This is a genomic window from Succinivibrio sp., from assembly GCF_045124615.1.
Taxonomy (GTDB): Bacteria; Pseudomonadota; Gammaproteobacteria; order Enterobacterales; family Succinivibrionaceae; genus Succinivibrio; species Succinivibrio faecicola.
In genome coordinates this window covers 1-16,770 of the sequence record NZ_JBGVMC010000325.1, presented here as the reverse complement: position 1 = coordinate 16,770, position 16,770 = coordinate 1, and the positions used below count along the sequence as shown (strand labels likewise).

At 36.3% G+C, this 16,770-nt stretch carries 15 protein-coding genes; 6 read left to right on the top strand and 9 right to left on the bottom strand.

Annotated features, from left to right (window positions below; translation table 11 throughout):
• Positions 1-645: helix-turn-helix transcriptional regulator (locus tag ACJML3_RS08630; RefSeq protein ID WP_406022384.1), on the top strand; the 645-nt coding region annotated here is incomplete at its 5' end.
• Between the two features lie 40 nt (positions 646-685).
• Here ACJML3_RS08630 and speB read toward each other — a convergent pair.
• Together speB and speA are read right to left on the bottom strand one after the other, a co-directional pair.
• On the bottom strand, positions 686-1,600 hold the full coding sequence (gene speB, locus ACJML3_RS08625; RefSeq protein WP_406022382.1) for an agmatinase: 915 nt from the start codon (positions 1,598-1,600) through the stop codon (positions 686-688).
• A complete protein-coding gene (gene speA, locus ACJML3_RS08620; RefSeq protein WP_406022380.1) occupies positions 1,600-3,501 on the bottom strand; it encodes a biosynthetic arginine decarboxylase in 1,902 nt (633 codons plus the stop codon). The genes speB and speA overlap by 1 nt, the downstream gene beginning before the upstream one ends.
• Positions 3,502-3,786: 285 nt before the next feature.
• Between speA and ACJML3_RS08615 the strand changes: the two genes are divergently transcribed.
• Complete coding sequence (locus ACJML3_RS08615) at positions 3,787-4,656, top strand: Rossmann-like and DUF2520 domain-containing protein (protein WP_406022378.1); 870 nt, start codon at positions 3,787-3,789, stop codon at positions 4,654-4,656.
• A 63-nt stretch (positions 4,657-4,719) separates the two neighbouring features.
• Positions 4,720-5,547, top strand: coding sequence for a 3-methyl-2-oxobutanoate hydroxymethyltransferase (gene panB, locus ACJML3_RS08610; RefSeq protein WP_406022376.1), 828 nt, complete (start codon positions 4,720-4,722; stop codon positions 5,545-5,547).
• 108 nt (positions 5,548-5,655) lie between these two features.
• Here panB and purM read toward each other — a convergent pair whose 3' ends face one another.
• The gene (gene purM / locus ACJML3_RS08605; protein ID WP_219937440.1) at positions 5,656-6,708 is read right to left on the bottom strand and encodes a phosphoribosylformylglycinamidine cyclo-ligase; all 1,053 of its coding nucleotides are present in this window, start codon (positions 6,706-6,708) and stop codon (positions 5,656-5,658) included.
• 209 nt (positions 6,709-6,917) lie between these two features.
• On the opposite strand from purM, the gene ACJML3_RS08600 reads away from it, so the two are divergent.
• Positions 6,918-8,192, top strand: coding sequence for a DUF2066 domain-containing protein (locus ACJML3_RS08600; protein WP_406022374.1), 1,275 nt, complete (start codon positions 6,918-6,920; stop codon positions 8,190-8,192).
• A 7-nt stretch (positions 8,193-8,199) separates the two neighbouring features.
• Positions 8,200-8,910 (top strand): HdaA/DnaA family protein, encoded by a 711-nt coding sequence (locus ACJML3_RS08595; RefSeq protein ID WP_219937442.1) that lies wholly within the window; start codon positions 8,200-8,202, stop codon positions 8,908-8,910.
• A 45-nt stretch (positions 8,911-8,955) separates the two neighbouring features.
• Here ACJML3_RS08595 and panD read toward each other — a convergent pair whose 3' ends face one another.
• From panD to ACJML3_RS08580, 3 genes are all read right to left on the bottom strand, one after another.
• On the bottom strand, positions 8,956-9,336 hold the full coding sequence (gene panD / locus ACJML3_RS08590) for an aspartate 1-decarboxylase (RefSeq protein WP_288136203.1): 381 nt from the start codon (positions 9,334-9,336) through the stop codon (positions 8,956-8,958).
• A gap of 9 nt (positions 9,337-9,345) precedes the next feature.
• Positions 9,346-10,197, bottom strand: coding sequence for a pantoate--beta-alanine ligase (gene panC / locus ACJML3_RS08585; RefSeq protein WP_331852970.1), 852 nt, complete (start codon positions 10,195-10,197; stop codon positions 9,346-9,348).
• A gap of 91 nt (positions 10,198-10,288) precedes the next feature.
• Positions 10,289-11,719 carry a M48 family metalloprotease gene (locus tag ACJML3_RS08580; RefSeq protein ID WP_406022371.1) on the bottom strand — a complete coding sequence of 477 codons (1,431 nt, stop codon included), beginning with the start codon at positions 11,717-11,719 and terminating at the stop codon, positions 10,289-10,291.
• A gap of 133 nt (positions 11,720-11,852) precedes the next feature.
• Here ACJML3_RS08580 and ACJML3_RS08575 point away from each other — a divergent pair, with 133 nt between their 5' ends.
• The gene (locus ACJML3_RS08575) at positions 11,853-12,992 is read left to right on the top strand and encodes an AI-2E family transporter (protein ID WP_406022369.1); all 1,140 of its coding nucleotides are present in this window, start codon (positions 11,853-11,855) and stop codon (positions 12,990-12,992) included.
• A 77-nt stretch (positions 12,993-13,069) separates the two neighbouring features.
• On the opposite strand, the gene ACJML3_RS08570 is transcribed toward ACJML3_RS08575, so the two are convergent.
• From ACJML3_RS08570 to ACJML3_RS08560, 3 genes are all read right to left on the bottom strand, one after another.
• A complete protein-coding gene (locus tag ACJML3_RS08570; RefSeq protein WP_406022367.1) occupies positions 13,070-13,906 on the bottom strand; it encodes a tetratricopeptide repeat protein in 837 nt (278 codons plus the stop codon).
• Between the two features lie 9 nt (positions 13,907-13,915).
• Entirely contained in the window at positions 13,916-15,643 is a 1,728-nt protein-coding gene (locus ACJML3_RS08565; protein ID WP_406022365.1) for a DUF3413 domain-containing protein, read from the bottom strand.
• Positions 15,644-15,762: 119 nt separating this feature from the next.
• Positions 15,763-16,770, bottom strand: a 1,008-nt coding sequence (locus tag ACJML3_RS08560; protein ID WP_406022363.1) for a methyl-accepting chemotaxis protein, incomplete at its 5' end; no start/stop codon positions are given.

Below are 16,770 nucleotides of genomic sequence, written 5' to 3'. Positions count from 1 at the left end.
GCAAATCAATCATCAGTTGTTTTTAATCCTTCCATAATTGAGCTTAACAGCTATGATGAGGTTCAATCACAGCTTTTTTCATATCTCTCTCAGGGAGGAAGTCGTATGCCTCCATTTATAACTACAGATATGGAATGTTTTGCACATGCTGATAAGCTGTTATCTTTCATTATTGAAAATTCAAATTCAGAGGACAGTGCTGTAAGACTTAGAGTGAAAGCTCATCTTCTTGAACTTTTAGCTGTACTTTATGAGAATGGTATTTTCTTAAACTCAAATATAGATATAAACGAAGAATTTGATTCAAAACAGCAGAAAATTAAAGATCTGCTAAGCTTCATCAATGAGCACTATACAGAAAAGATCACAATGAATGATGCTGCAAATTATTTGAAAGTTTCAAGACAGTATTTTTGCAGATACTTTAAACGTTCTACCGGTATGAGCTTTGTTGATTTTATAAACGATCTTAGATTGAGAAGGGCAAGTCAGGAAATAATGCATACAAGTAAATCAATTACTGATATTGCACTAGACCATGGCTTTGATAATATCGGTTATTTCTTTAAGTTGTTCAGGCTTAAATTCAATCAAACCCCACTTGCATACAGAAAAGGCAAGTATTCTAAATCATCAGATGAATAAAATATCAGAGCATCGTGAGCTCTGATATTTTTACATTGTATTATTTCTTGAATGCGTTTATATACAGCATTTCTGTTGCAATTGAAGCAGCTGCAAGAGCTGTAATCTCTGCATGATCATAGGCAGGAGCAACTTCAACAACATCCATACCAACAATATCAAGATCTTTTAATGCTCTTAATATCTTCATGATCTTATCAGAGCTTAATCCTCCAACAACAGGAGTACCTGTACCAGGAGCAAAAGCTGGATCAAGGCAGTCAATATCGAATGTCAGATAGCACTTGCATCCTCCAACTCTTTTATGAATTGCAATTGATATTTCTTCAACGCTCATATCGTTTGCAAGGCTAGCATCAAGAACTTCAAAACCGTCTTTTACAGAAAATTCAGTTCTGATACCAATCTGAATAGATTTTGAAACATCAATCAGACCTTCTTTAGGTGCATGATAAAAAGGAGTTCCATGATCGAAAGCTGATCCGTTTGAGTAAGTGTCAGAGTGAGCATCAAAATGAATTAATGCCATCTTGCCAAATATTTTTTCGTGAGCTCTTAACAAAGGGAGGGTAATAAAATGATCACCACCAAAAGTAATCATTCTCTTTCCTGCCTTAAGTAATTTTAAGGCATGCTCCTGAAGCTTATCGGCCATATCCTGGTTATCACCAAAAGCATAAACAAGATCTCCGCAATCACATACTTTGATTTTTTCTAAAGCATTAAACTGCCAAGGATATCTTTTACCTTCCCATGCAAGCTGAGGTGAAACCTGCCTTATTGCATTAGGTCCAAATCTTGCTCCTGAACGACCTGATGTTGCCATATCAAAAGGAACACCAGTGATTACAACATCAGCATCAGAGCTGTATGGATCAAAGTTTAATGGTAATCTTAAAAAACCAAATGCATTAGATACGAGGGAAATATCATGAGCATGATTTAATGTCTGCATTATTCTTCCTCCAGATAGGTATAACCGTATAAGCCGGCTCTAAATTCTTCAATGAAAGCTCTTTGCATTTTCTCTTCAAGTTTAGTTCCGTTTTCTAAAACCTGAGAGGTAAATTCATTTAATAATTTAGATGGATCAAGTAATACATAGCGTAACATATCTGCAACAGTGCTGCCTTCATCAGATAAAGATACTGTGACCTTGCCATTATCAAAAGCATATACATCCACAGCTTCTGTATTTCCAAAAAGATTGTGCATATTACCTAGAATTTCCTGATAAGCACCAACCATGAAAAATCCAATGTGAGGTGGATCTTTCTCGTCATATTCAGGGAAAGGCATTGTGTTTGATATATCATCACCTTCAACATATTTCTTGATAGCACCGTCAGAGTCACAGGTAATATCAAGAAGAACAGCTCTTCTTGTAAGAGGAGAGTTTAATCCTTCAAGTGGAACTACAGGGAAAATCTGATCGATGCCCCAAGCATCAGGGAGTGACTGGAATAATGAGAAGTTAATATATAACTTGTCAGCCATTCTCTCTTGAAGTTCATCAGATAATACCTGATGTGTTCTGTTTGTAGGATCAAGAGATTTTTGAATACTCTTGCAGATACACAGATAAATCTGCTCGGCCTTTGCACGTTGCTGTAAGGTTACAGAGCCTGAAACATAACCTTCATGAATTTCTTGAAGATCAAACTGACTGTCATGCAACCATTCACGAAGAGATCTTTTTACAGAATTCTCGTTCATTTCCTTCCATGTATTGAAAAGATTAAACAGTGCACGAGGAGAACCTTCAAGAGGGGATTGTGGAACTGTAAAATCGTTTCTTTCAACACCGATTACATTTGAAACAAGCACAGCATGATATGCAGTAAGCGCTCTACCTGATTCTGTAATTACGGTAGGCTGTTCAAGATTGTTTTCAATACAGGCATCACCGATTGTCCAGATAATATTATTTGCATATTCCTTTAAAGAATAATTGCAAGAGCAGTCAGTTTGAGATCTTGTGCCTTCATAATCAACACCAAGACCACCGCCAACGTCAAAATATTTGATGGCGACACCAAGCTTTGAAAGCTCCACGAAGAACTTTGCACTTTCTCTTACGCCTCTAGTTATGTCTCTTACATTGTTCATCTGAGAGCCAAGATGAAAATGTAAAAGTTCAAGACAGTGCAGTTTTCCTTCTTCTTTTAAGGTTTCTACGAGCTGTAAAACCTGAGAAGCTGCAAGTCCGAATTTTGAGCATTCACCACCAGATGACTGCCATTTACCAGAACCTTGTGATGCAAGACGTGCACGAACACCAAGGCAAGGTGTCAGCTCTAATCTTTCTGATTCTTCAAGTGTAATTTGAAGTTCAGTCATTTTTTCTATAACCAAGAATACCTTGTGACCCATTTTCTGAGCATCAAGAGCCATTCTGATGTATTCTCTGTCTTTATATCCGTTGCATACAATGATAGATCTGGTTCTTCCTGCATGTGCAAGTACTGCCATAAGCTCAGCTTTTGAACCAGCTTCAAGACCGATTGGTTCAGAGCCGTTTGTAAGTGCTTCAAGAACTCTTTTATGCTGGTTAACCTTTACAGGATATACAAGAAAGTAGTTACCTTTGTAACCATATTCTTCTCGTGCTTCTTTAAAGGCTTTATTGATATCGTGAAGTCTTGATTGCAGTATTTGTGGAAAGCAGAACAGTGCAGGAAGTCTCTGTCCTTTATTGGCTCGATCTTTTACAAGTTTTGCAAGATCGATAGTGGTTTGAGAGTTATCAGGATTTGGTCTTACTATGATGTGACCTTCTTCGTTTACATCAAAGTATTTATTTCCCCACCAAGAAATATTGTATGCGTTCACAAGTGACACCTCCATTAGGCTCATACTCTGTAGATAAGCTGCTGCCTTGACGCAATATAAAAAAAGAAAAAGTAAAAATAAGTCGTTCCTTTTGAAAACAAATGTAGCGTGGTACTTTAAGGCTATATAGCGTTATAATCAAGAAATATTTACTATAGATATAAATTTATTGTTCTATAAATTTCAAAAGCCTTTTTATAAGCCACATTAGGTTATAAATGAATATTAAGTTATTGTTTTTAATAATATAGTAAATGCACTAATTTGGTGCCATCAACATGGTCAAAACGTAAAAAAATAGCTGATTATATGCAAAAAATAGGTTTTATCGGTGCCGGCAAGGTTGGCATAAGCTTAGGAAAGTTCTTTAAAGAGAATGGATTTTCTGTTTCAGGCTACTATTCAAGATCACAGTCATCTTCAATTGAAGGAGCAAAGTTTACAGGCTCAGTGCAATATCTGTCTATTAAAGAGCTTGTAGATGCAAGCGATATTGTATTTATTACAACCCCTGATAATGCTCTTGAATCGACTGCCTCCTTTATTGCATCACAATGCCAAGGAATAAATGCTAAAAAATGCTTTGTCCACTGCTCAGGAGCTCTGAGTATTAAAGATGTTTTTAAATCTCTTATGGGATTTGACAATTTCTCATTTGCATCAGTTCATCCTATGATGGCATTTTCATCTAAAACACAAAGCTATAAAGAATTAAAGGATACATTCTATACACTTGAGTCAGATGAAAAAGCAAAATCTCTTATCTTAGGGATTTTTGAAAAACTCTCTGTCAGATTTGAAATTATAAGTTCAGAGGTCAAATCAAAATATCATTTAGCCTCAGTCCTATGTTCTAACTGTGTTGTAGGTCTGTTTGATTTTGCCAAAGATCTGCTAAAAGAATGTTCATTTTCTGATGAATCAGCAAAAGCAGCTTTAGGAAAACTGTTCTTGGTAAATGCACAAAACATTGCGGAAAAAGGTACAATAGAGGCACTGACCGGTCCTGTTTTAAGAGGTGATGATAATACTGTCTTAAAGCACCTGAATGTACTGTCAGATGAAGATAAAATTCTTTATATGCTTTTAAGCCGGAAAATATTAAAAGTGGCAAAAGCAAAAAACAAGGATTTTGACTACACTAAGATAGAAAAAATAATCAGCAACAATTTTGAATAACATATATAACAAGTTTTATATAAGCGAAGATAAAAGCTAATAGGTAAAAAATTAGGACGTCATATGAAAACAACAGTTGCAACTTTTTTGAAGATGAAGCAGGAAAATCAGAAGATTTCAATGCTTACCTGTTATGACTATACAACAGCAAAAATTATTGATTCAAGCAATGTGGATGCTGTTTTAGTAGGTGATTCTCTTGGAAATGTTGTATTAGGTTATGAAGATACTCTTTCAGTAACAATGAATGACATGATAACCTTCAGTGCCGCTGTAGCAAGAGGCTGCAAACAGAAGCTGGTGGTTGTTGATATGCCTTTTATGTCTTATCAGGTAAGCGTAGAGAAAGCTCTTGAAAATGCCGGAAGACTAATGAAAGAGGGTAGAGCAAATGCTGTTAAGCTTGAAGGTGGCAGATCAGTTCTTGCACAGGTAAAGGCTATCGTTGATGCCGGTATTCCTGTAATGGGACACCTTGGTATGACTCCTCAGTCTGTAAATGCTTTTGGTGGTCATAAAGTTCAGGGCAAAACTCTAGAAGCCGCCCAAAAACTCATTGATGATGCACTTTCTCTTCAGGAGGCTGGAGTATTCTCTATTGTTCTTGAGTGTGTTCCTGCAAAACTTGCTGCTGTGCTTTCACAGAAACTGTCCGTTCCTACTATTGGTATCGGTGCTGGTGCTCAGTGCGATGGCCAGGTATTAGTTTATAAAGATATGCTTGGAATGTATCAGGACTTCTCTCCAAAATTTGTAAAGCATTATGCTAATTTTGCAACAGAAATGACCGATGCTTTCAATCAATATGATGCAGAGGTTAAACAGGGGATCTTCCCAGCTTTAGAGCATACATTCAAGATTGATGAAGAAGTAATCGAAAAGTTATATTAGTTTTTAACTTTATGCCGTTTGATATCAACAGACAGCAATAAAAAAAACAAAGGCCTAATCAAGTGACTAGGCCTTTTGAATTTCTAGAATTTTGCTTCTATATGAATATTAGAAGTTTTCGTAATTCTTGATGGTTACCTGCTTGCCGTCAGCACCAACAGGAGCAATTTCACCTAATACCCATGCCTTTTCACCTAAAGCATTTAAGGTATCAACAGCTTTCTGAGCTTCTTCCTTTGATACAACAGCAATCATACCAACACCACAGTTGAAGGTACGGAACATCTCGTATGGATCTACGTTGCCATTCTTCTGTAAGTACTTGAATACTTCAGGACGAGTCCATGAATCGCCATCACAAGCTGCACATGTACCTTCAGGAAGAACACGAGGAATATTCTCCCAGAAACCGCCACCAGTGATGTGAGCTAATGCGTGAACATCAACTTCCTTGATTAACTTTAAGATCTGTTTTACGTAGATTCTTGTTGGAGCTAATAAAGCATCAGCAAGAACGGTGCCATCTGATAACTTATCGTTTAGAGGATCAGCATTTACGTTCTTTAGAATTCTACGGATTAAAGAGTAACCGTTTGAGTGAGGGCCTGATGAAGCAATACCGATAAGAGCATCACCAACCTTAACCTTTGAACCATCGATGATCTTGTCTTCATCAACAACACCGACAGCAAAACCAGCTAAGTCGTAATCACCAACCTCATACATGCCTGGCATTTCTGCTGTTTCACCACCAACAAGAGCACAGCCTGATAATTCACAGCCGTATGCAATACCAGTTACAACAGTTGTTGCTGTATCAACATCTAGCTTACCAGTGCCATAGTAGTCAAGGAATAAGAATGGCTCTGCACCCTGAACAACAATATCATTTACGCTCATTGCAACTAGGTCCTGGCCTACAGTTGAGTGTTTCTGTAAATCGATTGCAAGACGTAGCTTGGTACCAACACCGTCAGTACCAGTTACAAGAACAGGATTTGTATAACCTTTAGGAATTCTTGTAAGTGCTCCAAAACCACCTAAACCACCGATTACCTCTGGGCGGGTTGTCTTCTTAACAGGGGCTTTGATTCTCTGTACTAACTCATCACCAGCATTGATATCAACACCAGCTTCCTTATAAGTTAAATTTGCTGCCATGATTTTCTCCAGGACAAATGAACAACTGTAGCGGTATTTTACAAGAAATGCTCTTTAAATGCACTTAAAATATTCAAAATTCACTCATGCCAGCTGTGATAGAATATACAGCTGTAGTCAGAAAAAATAATATGCAATTTATCTGTTGAAATTGAAGAGTTTAGACTCCATGTCAGAGAAGACATGAGGTATTTTTGTTTGGAGAAATAATGAAATTTCCTTATTTATTAGCTGCTCTTGCTGTAGTATCAAGTGCAAATGCAGCCGTAACTGTTCAAAAGGACGTATCAATTGGTATGGATGCTGCTATAGTAGAAGCATTCAATGAGATTGCTTCAAAACAGGCAATTGATGATACAGGTGTACTTCAGTTAGATAGAGTAAAGGATGCTGTTTCTTCAGTTAAATTAAATGGCGAGAATTTCGAGATTACTTTTGATGAGACTAAAATCAGCTCTGTTTTAAGAGATTCTGGTATTGCCTGCTGGTCAGGTCTTAGTGAACCAGTTCTTGTATGGATGACTGATGTTTCATCCCAGGATTCATCAATTATTTCTGCTGACAGTTCATCTTTTATCATGAAAAGTCTGATAGATGATGCAAAGTCATGCCAGTACAATCTTCTATTCCCATTAATGGATCTTGATGATTTACAGAATGTAAACGATCAGACTGTTTTATCTCATTCAGACAAGCTTCTTGCAAAGGCATCTGCCCGCTATGGTGTAAAATTCTTTATTTCAGCAGCTCTTGAGAAAAACAGTGAGGTTGAAGAACAGGTTACATTCAAGTGGAATGTATTTGACGATCAAGGCAAGATCCTAGGCAATGGTGAGAACACTGGTTCTGTTGAGGAAATTTCTAAATCAGCTACAAAGGATATAGCAAAGATCCTTATGAACAACACCATTGATAGTCAGGCACAGCAAGGTTCAAATATTATTCCTTTAACATCAGCTGATGAACAGCAGACTGCATCTGCAGTAGCTCAAGAGGAGGATCTTTCTTTAGGTCCTGTTAAAGGTGGTGTAAGAGTTCTGTTTACAGGAATCGATAATGTTGCAGATTATCCTGCAATTTCAAAAACACTTGTAATGTACGGTTATGAATCTGATGTTAACGTACTGGCATATCAGGATTCTGGTGTGGTATTCATGATCCCAACAGGTTCATCTCCTTTGATTCTTGACGGTACCTTATCTCATGCAGGTGAGTTCACTAAGATTGCTCCATGGACATACAAATACAATAAGAGTCATGGCTCAGTAAGTGCTGATGGCAAGACAGGTACAGTAACAAAGACTACAGAGCAGATCATCACCACTGATATTGATAAGTACAATGGACAGGCTTATACAACATCAACAGTTGAAAGAACAACAGAGATTACTCAAGAAGAGGTTGTTCCTGCTGCAAAGTCAAATGTAACTTTGACAGATGATCTTGAATACTCAGACAATCGTAAAGGTTCATTAGGCAACTAAACAAATAATGGAAAAACAAAATTCAGAACCGTATCAGGTTGCGCTAGATTTAAAAATATCTGAAAAATCAGATTTTAATTCTTTTGTTCCTGGCAATAATGCAGGAACAGTGCAGTTACTCAAGAGTGCTATTATCAAAAAGGAGCATGAGTTTTACTACCTTTTTGGACCTCATGGTTCAGGTAAAAGCCATCTTTTAAATGCGCTGTTTCAGCTACCAGAAGCAAATTCCAAGTGCTTTTTTGTGGATATGAATCTAGTCAAGACAATAGGATCATTTGTTCTTGATGTGAATCTGCCTGAAATAACCATTATTGATAATGTTGATGTTATAGCAGGTGATGAGAATTTTGAACTTGCCCTATTTGGACTGTTCAACAGATGGTATGACTCAAGAAAGGGTGTCCTGATAATGTCTGGCAGTAGCTCTTTTGACTATATTCCTTTTTTAAAGAAGGATTTAACAACCAGACTTTCAAGTGGAGTAATCTGCTCATTAGATTTTCTTGATGAGGAAAGTTGTGTAGAAGCACTACAGAAAAGAACCGTTGAAAAGGCTTTTAATCTTCCACCTGCAACAGCTGCTTTTCTTGTACGTCACTGTAACAGAGATATCAGATCACTTGTGAAGATCCTAGATGAGCTTGATAAGCTTCAGATTGAGCATTACCACAAGCTTACAATTCCTTTTGTAAAAAAGGTTTTATCTATTCAGTAATAAAAATGCCGACATAATGTCGGCACTTTTAAATCACAAATCTTATCAGATTGTAGAATTTGGCTTTTCAACAAAGTGCTTGATGATATGGTTATTTTCATCAACAAGAACAACTTTTGGCTGTAACTCTCTTGCTTCCTTATCATCCATAAGTGCATAAGCAATAATAATTACAATATCACCTTCTACTGCAAGGCGTGCAGCGGCACCGTTTAGGCAGATAACACCTGATTTTCTTTCACCTGCAATGGTGTATGTTTCTAATCTTGCACCATTGTTATTATTAACGATCTGAACTTTCTCTCCAGGTAAAATTCCTGCAGCATCAAGCAGATCCTCATCAATGGTAATAGAGCCAACGTAATTTAAGTTAGCTTGTGTTACGGTTGCTCTATGGATTTTTCCATGCATCATTGTCAATAACATAAGGTGAAATTACTCCAAGATAATGTTATCAATAAGTCTTGTGTTACCGAAACGAACAGCAACTGCTAATAAAGATGGAGCCTGAATCTTGTCTTTAAGCTCGTAAAGACCAGGTAAACCATAGCACTCTACATATTCAATATCGGCAATTTCGCTGCTTGAGATCTTCTGCTTTGTAATGTTAATGATTGATTCAAGATCATTGTTTCCTGACTTGAATGACTCAAGAGCAAGATTAAGCGCTGCACTAAGAACAGTTGCCTGAGATTTCTCCTCATCAGACAGATAGGTATTTCTTGAACTTCTTGCAAGACCGCTTTGTTCTCTTGCAATAGGTACAACAACAAGCTCAAGATCAAAGAACATATCTTTAACCATGCGCTTTAATACTTCAACCTGCTGAGCATCTTTCTGTCCAAAATATGCTCTTGTAGGAGCAACAATGTTGAACAGTTTTGATACAACAGTTGCAACGCCCCTAAAATGAATAGGTCTTGTTTTACCGCAAAGTACTTTAGTGATATTACCTGTAACTTCAACCCAGGTCATATCCTCACTTGGGTACATCTCTTTTGGTGATGGAGCAAAAACGATATCTCCACCAGCACCTTCAACGACTTTCAGATCGTTGTCTAAAGTTCTTGGATAGGCATCGAAATCTTCATTTGGTCCAAACTGTGTAGGATTAACGAACACGCTGACTACAGTAATGTCATTCTGCTTTGAACTTTGTGAAATCAATGTTGCATGTCCTGGATGTAAAGCACCCATGGTAGGAACAAGGCCGACGGTTTTTCCCTGAGCCTTTAAAGGTTTTAATATATTTCTTAATTCCTTTACTGTATGTACACACTGAACCATTTTCTTTGTCTTCCTGACTTTTAAAATGAGATATTAATTGCGTAATTTTACTACATTTGACTGCAAAAGTGACAGATATCTCAAATTTTGTCTAGATATTTTGTTCAAACATCCTGTCAAACAGTTTTATGTCGTTGTACTTTTTAAGCTTAGCTCTAACAATTTCTCTGCTAGTTCCATTGCATACATGTAAAGCATTATTTAAAAAGCGGTTTGCCTTATTGAAGTCACCTTTTAAAAGATAGGAATAAGCCTGACTCTGATGTGCATTGCACTTATCCTTTGAAAGATAATATGATTTTGCAATAAGCTCACTTGCTAAAAGATTTTTGGGATATGTATTCTGGAAATTTTTGAGTATCTTAATGGCTTTTTTATAATCCTTACTCTCAACAAGCGCATTAGCAAGATTCAATGTAATTGCACTGTCATTTGGCTTAATCTTATACATTCTTTCAAGAGGTTCAATTGCAGCTTTATAGTTTTTCTGACTAAGTTCAATGTCTGTTTTCAAATCAAGAATAAAGTCATTGTCTCTTATTGAATCAAGATTTGATAAGTATTTTAATGCACTAGCATGATCATTGTTTTCATAAGCAATAAGCGCTAATGCATAGTATTTGTAGTAATGGTTGACCTTCTGTGAATGCATTAGTTTATTTTTTAATGCTTCAAGATTCAGATTCATGTATCTGACATCAACTCTTGCCTTTGCAAGCATAAAGTTTGGATTTTTGCTGTTTTCCCTTTTTGGCAGCAGTTTTGCTCTGTTATAAGCTTCAGCAACACGAATATCGGATAGTGGATGATCAATAAGCATTGCATAAACGGATGATACATTTCCCTGTTTAGATAAAAGTACTCTGAACAGATCTGCCATTCCCATAGGGTTGAAACCTGAGTTATACAAAAGATCAATTCCTAGTCTGTCAGCCTCATATTCATTGTCTCTTGTAAAATTGATATTAGACTGCTGCATGAGGCCAGTAGTAGATGATAGTGCTGCCATACCAACATTTGGGTTAATTATTCCAAGAACAATTGAACCTATGATGGATGCTACAGACAATGAACTTTTTTCAACCTGATCTTCAATCATTCTTGCAATATGTCTTTGTGTAACGTGACATATTTCGTGTGCTATTACAGATGCAAATTCATCTTCTGTTGATGTGTAATGGAATAATCCAGCGTTAACCTGTACGACACCACCTAAAAAAGCAGATGCATTAAGGCTTGGATCTTCTGACAGATAAAAGTGAAATGGGAAATATACGTTGTTAGCATGCAAAACCAGTCGGTTTCCGACTGAATTTATATATTCATTAAGGACAGGATCATAGCTGACAATTCCTGCACCGTTTGCCTTTCTGAAAAAGTATTCTCCAAAGTTTTTCTCAGCAGCAATAGAAAGTCCTCTGACACCTGCAGGTCCTAAATCAGGAATAACGATATTCTGTGAGCTAAATGAAATAGGACACAGAAAAAGCATCATCAAAAAGACTAAGATCTTCTTATTCATAACCATCCTTATGTGTTTTTTTTGCTAGTTTAACGCATTTGTGTTACTTTTGCTTGAAATGTCTTATTTTTCTTATACAAGATAGTTTGATCTGTTTTATAATTTTAAGAGTTATCAAATAGGTATAAATTAGATGATTTCTTTATTTAAAAACTGGTATTTAAGACATTTTTCAACTCCAGGAACAATAGAATTTGCGCTTGTTCTGCTTTGCATCTTTTTGATAGTTTACTACTTGATGTGGCTTGTAGGTCCTTTAGTTGTGGCCTTGTGTATAGCATATTGCCTTGATGGAGTAGTACGTTTTCTTACAAGCAAATGTCATATGTCAAGAACAGTTGCCTCATCGGTTACAATGCTGTTTTTTATAGGTCTTTCTGTAAGTATTCTTGTCTTTGTTGTACCAAAACTATTACAGCAAGGAAGCCAGTTTTATCAGACACTGCAGAGTATTTCTGCTCAGAATATATCAACTGAAAAGGGTGAGGATTTTGATTCTATTGTAACCTCAAATATTCTTCCTTTTGTTGAGAATCTGCCAGACCCACTGCCATCAATGATGACAGAAAATGAAATCAAAGATCTTGTAAATAAGGCAAGACTGGCTCTTATCTCAAATGTGTCAAATATATTCAATAACCAGATAATGCCATCAGTTGTTAATGTGATGTCATTTCTTGTTTATCTTGTAATCGTACCTATTTTTACTTTCCTGATGCTGTCTAACAAAAGCCAGCTGCAAAGCAGATTTGTAACTTATATTCTACCTTCAAACCAGAGAATCATTCATGAATTCTGGCCAAAGCTTACCAAGCAGATTGAGGGTTATATGAGAGGAAAGCTTATACATATCACAATTGTTTCAATTGTAAATACTGTAGCTTTTATGTTATTTGGTCTGCATTATGCGATTCTATTAGGTATCGGTGTCGGTCTGAGTGTTGTTATTCCATATGTTGGTGCAGTTATCATCACTATACCAATTCTGTTAGTTTCTGTTTTTCAGTTCGGCTTTGGCTATACTCTTGTCTGGTTGCTTGCAGTTTATATCATTATCCAGCTTCTCGACAGTAACGTGCTTACACCAATGCTGTTTTCAAAAGCTATGAATCTTGATGCTTTCTCTATTCTTGCATCAATTCTAATTTTTGGTGGTTTGTGGGGATTCTGGGGCGTTTTCTTCTCAATTCCTTTAGCAACATTCATAAGAACAATCATTGTTAACTGGCCAAGCTCAAGTCCAGTGCCATTGGTTCAAGAAGAGAAAAAGTAAAAGCACAAAGATAGAATAAGAAAAGGTCCATACTGACATAATCATTGTATGGACCTTTTTTTATTTAAACAATCAGATTAGTACATGATGGTATAAAGTTTTCTTCTGTACTCTTTTTGCAGAGGATCACCTGACATGGTATTTAGCATATCAAGGAATGTTTTCTTTATCTTTTCTTCAGATAAATCCTTCTTAAGAATATTAAAAAGAATTTCAAGAGCTTGAGCTTTTTTGCCAGCATCACTAAGTGCAACAGCATATTCAACAGCAATCTGAGCGTTATTCTCATCCTCTTTAAACTTTCTTTCAAGCTCTTTAATTTCAGGGCTTTCTGCAGCCTGTTCAGCTAAGGTAAGTGCTGATATAAGATCCTTGTAGTCCTGATCTTCACTAAGCTCTCTGCCTGGATTATCTAAAAGAGTATGCGCCTCATCTAAAGCCTTATCCTTTATGCATAATCTTGCAAGAATAAGTTTTGTTGCATTGTTTTTCTCATCTTCTGCAAATGCTGCTTTTGCCTTTGCTTTAGCCTGTGCAATTTCGCCTTTCTCTTCAAGTTCAAGAGCTTCTTTTAACAGAAGTTCTGCCAAAGAAGGCATATATTCTTTAATTGTTTCATCAAGTTTAGATACGATCTCATCACCCTGAAGAGCAGCTGCAGGTCTTCCCTGCTGCATAACAATCAGAGCAGGAACGCTCTGAAGTCCAAGCTGCATTGCAATAGCCTGAGATACTTTATCCTGTACATTTGCCTCAGCTAGAGCAATAAATTCATTGTCATCACTGATTGCTTTCTTTAATGCTACTGTTGTAGCTTCACACTCAGGAGCATCCATGTAGAAATACACGAATACAGCCTTTTTCATAGAAGTTTCTATGATAAGCTCTTTTACATTCTGTTCAGTTAATCTCATTTTCTTTCCTTAGCCATTAAATCTGTTAATTTCTCTCATAGCTCTGATGAGAGTTTCAAGATTTGGTTTTGTATCCTGTTTTTGTCCGTTGTTGTCAATATAGGCTTTACCATTCTTTCTGTATACCACCACTTTGTTCTTTAAGATCATAAGTAATGATGCACCTTTGCTTGAAATGATAAAGTCACGCTGAGGCAACTTAAGCAGACTGTTTCCTATTGCATAATTTGAACATGGGGTCTGTATACCTAAAATTTCAATAGCAAATGTAGGAACAAGATCGAAATGAGATGAAATATTAAAGAATGAAACACCTCTTAACCCATTGTCAGGAAGCATAAGAATCATTGGAACATGCTGTGCTGACATTGAATATGTGGCATGAGGATTTACTGCAGATGGATTTGCTTTTGATGATGTAATTATTACCATTGCATCATTTAATAAATTCTTTTCATTTAGAGTATGAATGAAATCACCGAATGCTTTATCAATGGCACTTAATTTTTCCTGTCTTTGTTTTGAATTTAACTCAGTTGATGTAAGCGTATCAGAATTGATGTTTACAACATAACTTTGTTCAGGTTTTAAATTTTCAATAAAGCTAAGTGCATTTTCAAAAATTTCTGCGTCTGAGTTTTTAAATGAGAAACGATCTTCATTAATGCCTAAAGTTTTAGCGATATTATTTTGAGTATTGCTAGATGGTTTTGTTGAGAATATTCTGATTATATACTCAAGCTTCTGCATATAATCTACAGTAACTGGTTCAACATCATGAGATGTGAATCTGGTTTTATACTGTATTGGCAGGCCGAATGAAGCTGCAAAAATATTATCTTCAAGACTTTCATAAGGCAAAAAATGATTTTCAAAGCTTGTGTACTGTCTTTTGCTTTCCATCAGATTTGGGGTAACGTCCTGGCTTAAATCTGAATATGACATACCATTGATGAAAATCATAATGGTGTTGTTCTTCTTGACAGGATCTGCCTGTGCGATTGTATCTAATGGATACTTGAAAGATGAATTTGAAAGAACAATCTTTCTATCGTTTTCATCAATCCAGCCGTGATTTGACAGAAATGATTTTGCTGTCATTGGATAATGAGCAGGGAACAGTGAACGCATGTTGGTCACTTTCTCATAATTATTTGCATCAGCCCAGATGAATATACCGTGAGATGCTATAAAACAGGCACTTACGATTATCATGACAACGGTAGGGAAGTGGTTGTTTCTGTCCGCTGATTTGTATAGCTCTCTGTTAGAAAGTTTTACAAACAGATATTCAAGTCCTATAAGAATAAAAATAGCGATATACATGAAATTGAAATTCAGACCTGTATTGAAGTCTAAATCTCTAAGCATCAGTGAGCATACTGTCCATGACAGATGAGCCTTTATTGTTAAGAAGAGTTTTGCATCAACAAGTAAAAGCACATGCATTATTATTGCAAGGACAGTACTTATAATTCTGTACCACCTAAACGATCCGATAAAGGTAAGTGGGAAGAAAATGATTAAGAATAATAGAAAAGCTAAGAAACTTAGCTGACCTAACCATGTTACGACAAGGTAAATAAAGGGAATGAAACCATCCGTTTTAGGAGCAGCATATAGATAAACAAGGCCTATAAAAATAGCTAAAAGACCATTTAAAAATATGAAATGGTGTCCCCAGGTGCTTGATCTTAAAACTTGTTCTTTTAGTAGCGGATTGAATTTCTTAAACATAATTCTCTTGTCTTTAAAATGAATCTTAGATCAATTCTATCACGAATTATTGCAATATTGTTTGTACAAAAGGTGAATGGATGTATATGAAAAAGGCATCATTTCTGATGCCTTTAAACTTATTTTGTCTTATAGAATCTTGAGATCATTTCAGCTACGTCATCAGCTTCCACTTTAAGTTTTTTCATATCCTGCTCATGTCTGCTTGAAATGGACGTTGAATCTTCCTGGAAGTTAAAGATGCTGTTTACCTGATCTACAATACTTTTTGCAGTTTCAGTCTGCTGAGTAATTGACTGCATCATCTTGTCAGCATTGTATTTAATTGATGAAATTGCTTCTACGACCTTATCCACATTTTCGTTGTTTCTTCCAACTTCGTTAACACCATCCTCAGCTGCAACAAGACCCTGTTCAGCCATTTCATCAGCATCAGTAGCGTTAACCTTAAACTGTGAAATCAGATCATGAATACTCTGTGTTGACTTATGAGTAGACAGTGAAAGTGATCTTACCTCATCTGCTACTACAGCAAATCCCTTTCCTGCTTCACCAGCTCTTGCAGCTTCAATTGAAGCGTTCAGCGCAAGAAGATTTGTCTGATCTGAAATCTGATCAATAAGCTCTGAAGCCTGTGAAATCTCTTCAACCTTTGATGACAGGTTCTTAATTGATGATGCTATATTCTTTACCTGATCATCAAGAATGGAGATTGCCTCATGAGTTTTTTGAGAAATTGATTTTCCTTCCTGTAAAAGCTCATATGTAATGTCTGAGCTTTGAGTAGTCTGGGTAACAGACTCTGACAGATCGTTCATCATCAGGAGCATATCATTAGAGATATTCTGCATAGAACGGGCAACACGTCTTGCTTTTCTGGTTCTTTGCTCCATATCCTTTGCAACATCCTGAGCACGATTTAAATTATCATCAGCAAGGTTGCACAGTCTTATTGATGCTTCATTTACTCTGGTAAGAATTGCATCAATGTATTTTTCCTGGCATTTAAGAGAGAATTTAGCCTTTTCAATATCTATATTCTTTTTTTCATTGGTATAAATTCCAAGAGTCAAAGGATCGACTTGCAGCTCATTTTTATCAATTACTCTGTATATAAATTTGTTCTT

What these genes read in the sequence shown, in the direction of transcription:
- ACJML3_RS08570 (WP_406022367.1), bottom strand. Translation starts at nt 13,906, where the DNA reads ATGAGATTAACTGAACAGAATGTAAAAGAGCTTATCATAGAAACTTCT.
- speA (WP_406022380.1), bottom strand. Translation starts at nt 3,501, where the DNA reads ATGAGCCTAATGGAGGTGTCACTTGTGAACGCATACAATATTTCTTGG.
- ACJML3_RS08600 (WP_406022374.1), top strand. Translation starts at nt 6,918, where the DNA reads ATGAAATTTCCTTATTTATTAGCTGCTCTTGCTGTAGTATCAAGTGCA.
- speB (WP_406022382.1), bottom strand. Translation starts at nt 1,600, where the DNA reads ATGCAGACATTAAATCATGCTCATGATATTTCCCTCGTATCTAATGCA.
- ACJML3_RS08575 (WP_406022369.1), top strand. Translation starts at nt 11,853, where the DNA reads ATGATTTCTTTATTTAAAAACTGGTATTTAAGACATTTTTCAACTCCA.
- ACJML3_RS08615 (WP_406022378.1), top strand. Translation starts at nt 3,787, where the DNA reads ATGCAAAAAATAGGTTTTATCGGTGCCGGCAAGGTTGGCATAAGCTTA.
- panB (WP_406022376.1), top strand. Translation starts at nt 4,720, where the DNA reads ATGAAAACAACAGTTGCAACTTTTTTGAAGATGAAGCAGGAAAATCAG.
- panC (WP_331852970.1), bottom strand. Translation starts at nt 10,197, where the DNA reads ATGGTTCAGTGTGTACATACAGTAAAGGAATTAAGAAATATATTAAAA.
- purM (WP_219937440.1), bottom strand. Translation starts at nt 6,708, where the DNA reads ATGGCAGCAAATTTAACTTATAAGGAAGCTGGTGTTGATATCAATGCT.
- panD (WP_288136203.1), bottom strand. Translation starts at nt 9,336, where the DNA reads ATGTTATTGACAATGATGCATGGAAAAATCCATAGAGCAACCGTAACA.
- ACJML3_RS08580 (WP_406022371.1), bottom strand. Translation starts at nt 11,719, where the DNA reads ATGAATAAGAAGATCTTAGTCTTTTTGATGATGCTTTTTCTGTGTCCT.
- ACJML3_RS08565 (WP_406022365.1), bottom strand. Translation starts at nt 15,643, where the DNA reads ATGTTTAAGAAATTCAATCCGCTACTAAAAGAACAAGTTTTAAGATCA.
- ACJML3_RS08595 (WP_219937442.1), top strand. Translation starts at nt 8,200, where the DNA reads ATGGAAAAACAAAATTCAGAACCGTATCAGGTTGCGCTAGATTTAAAA.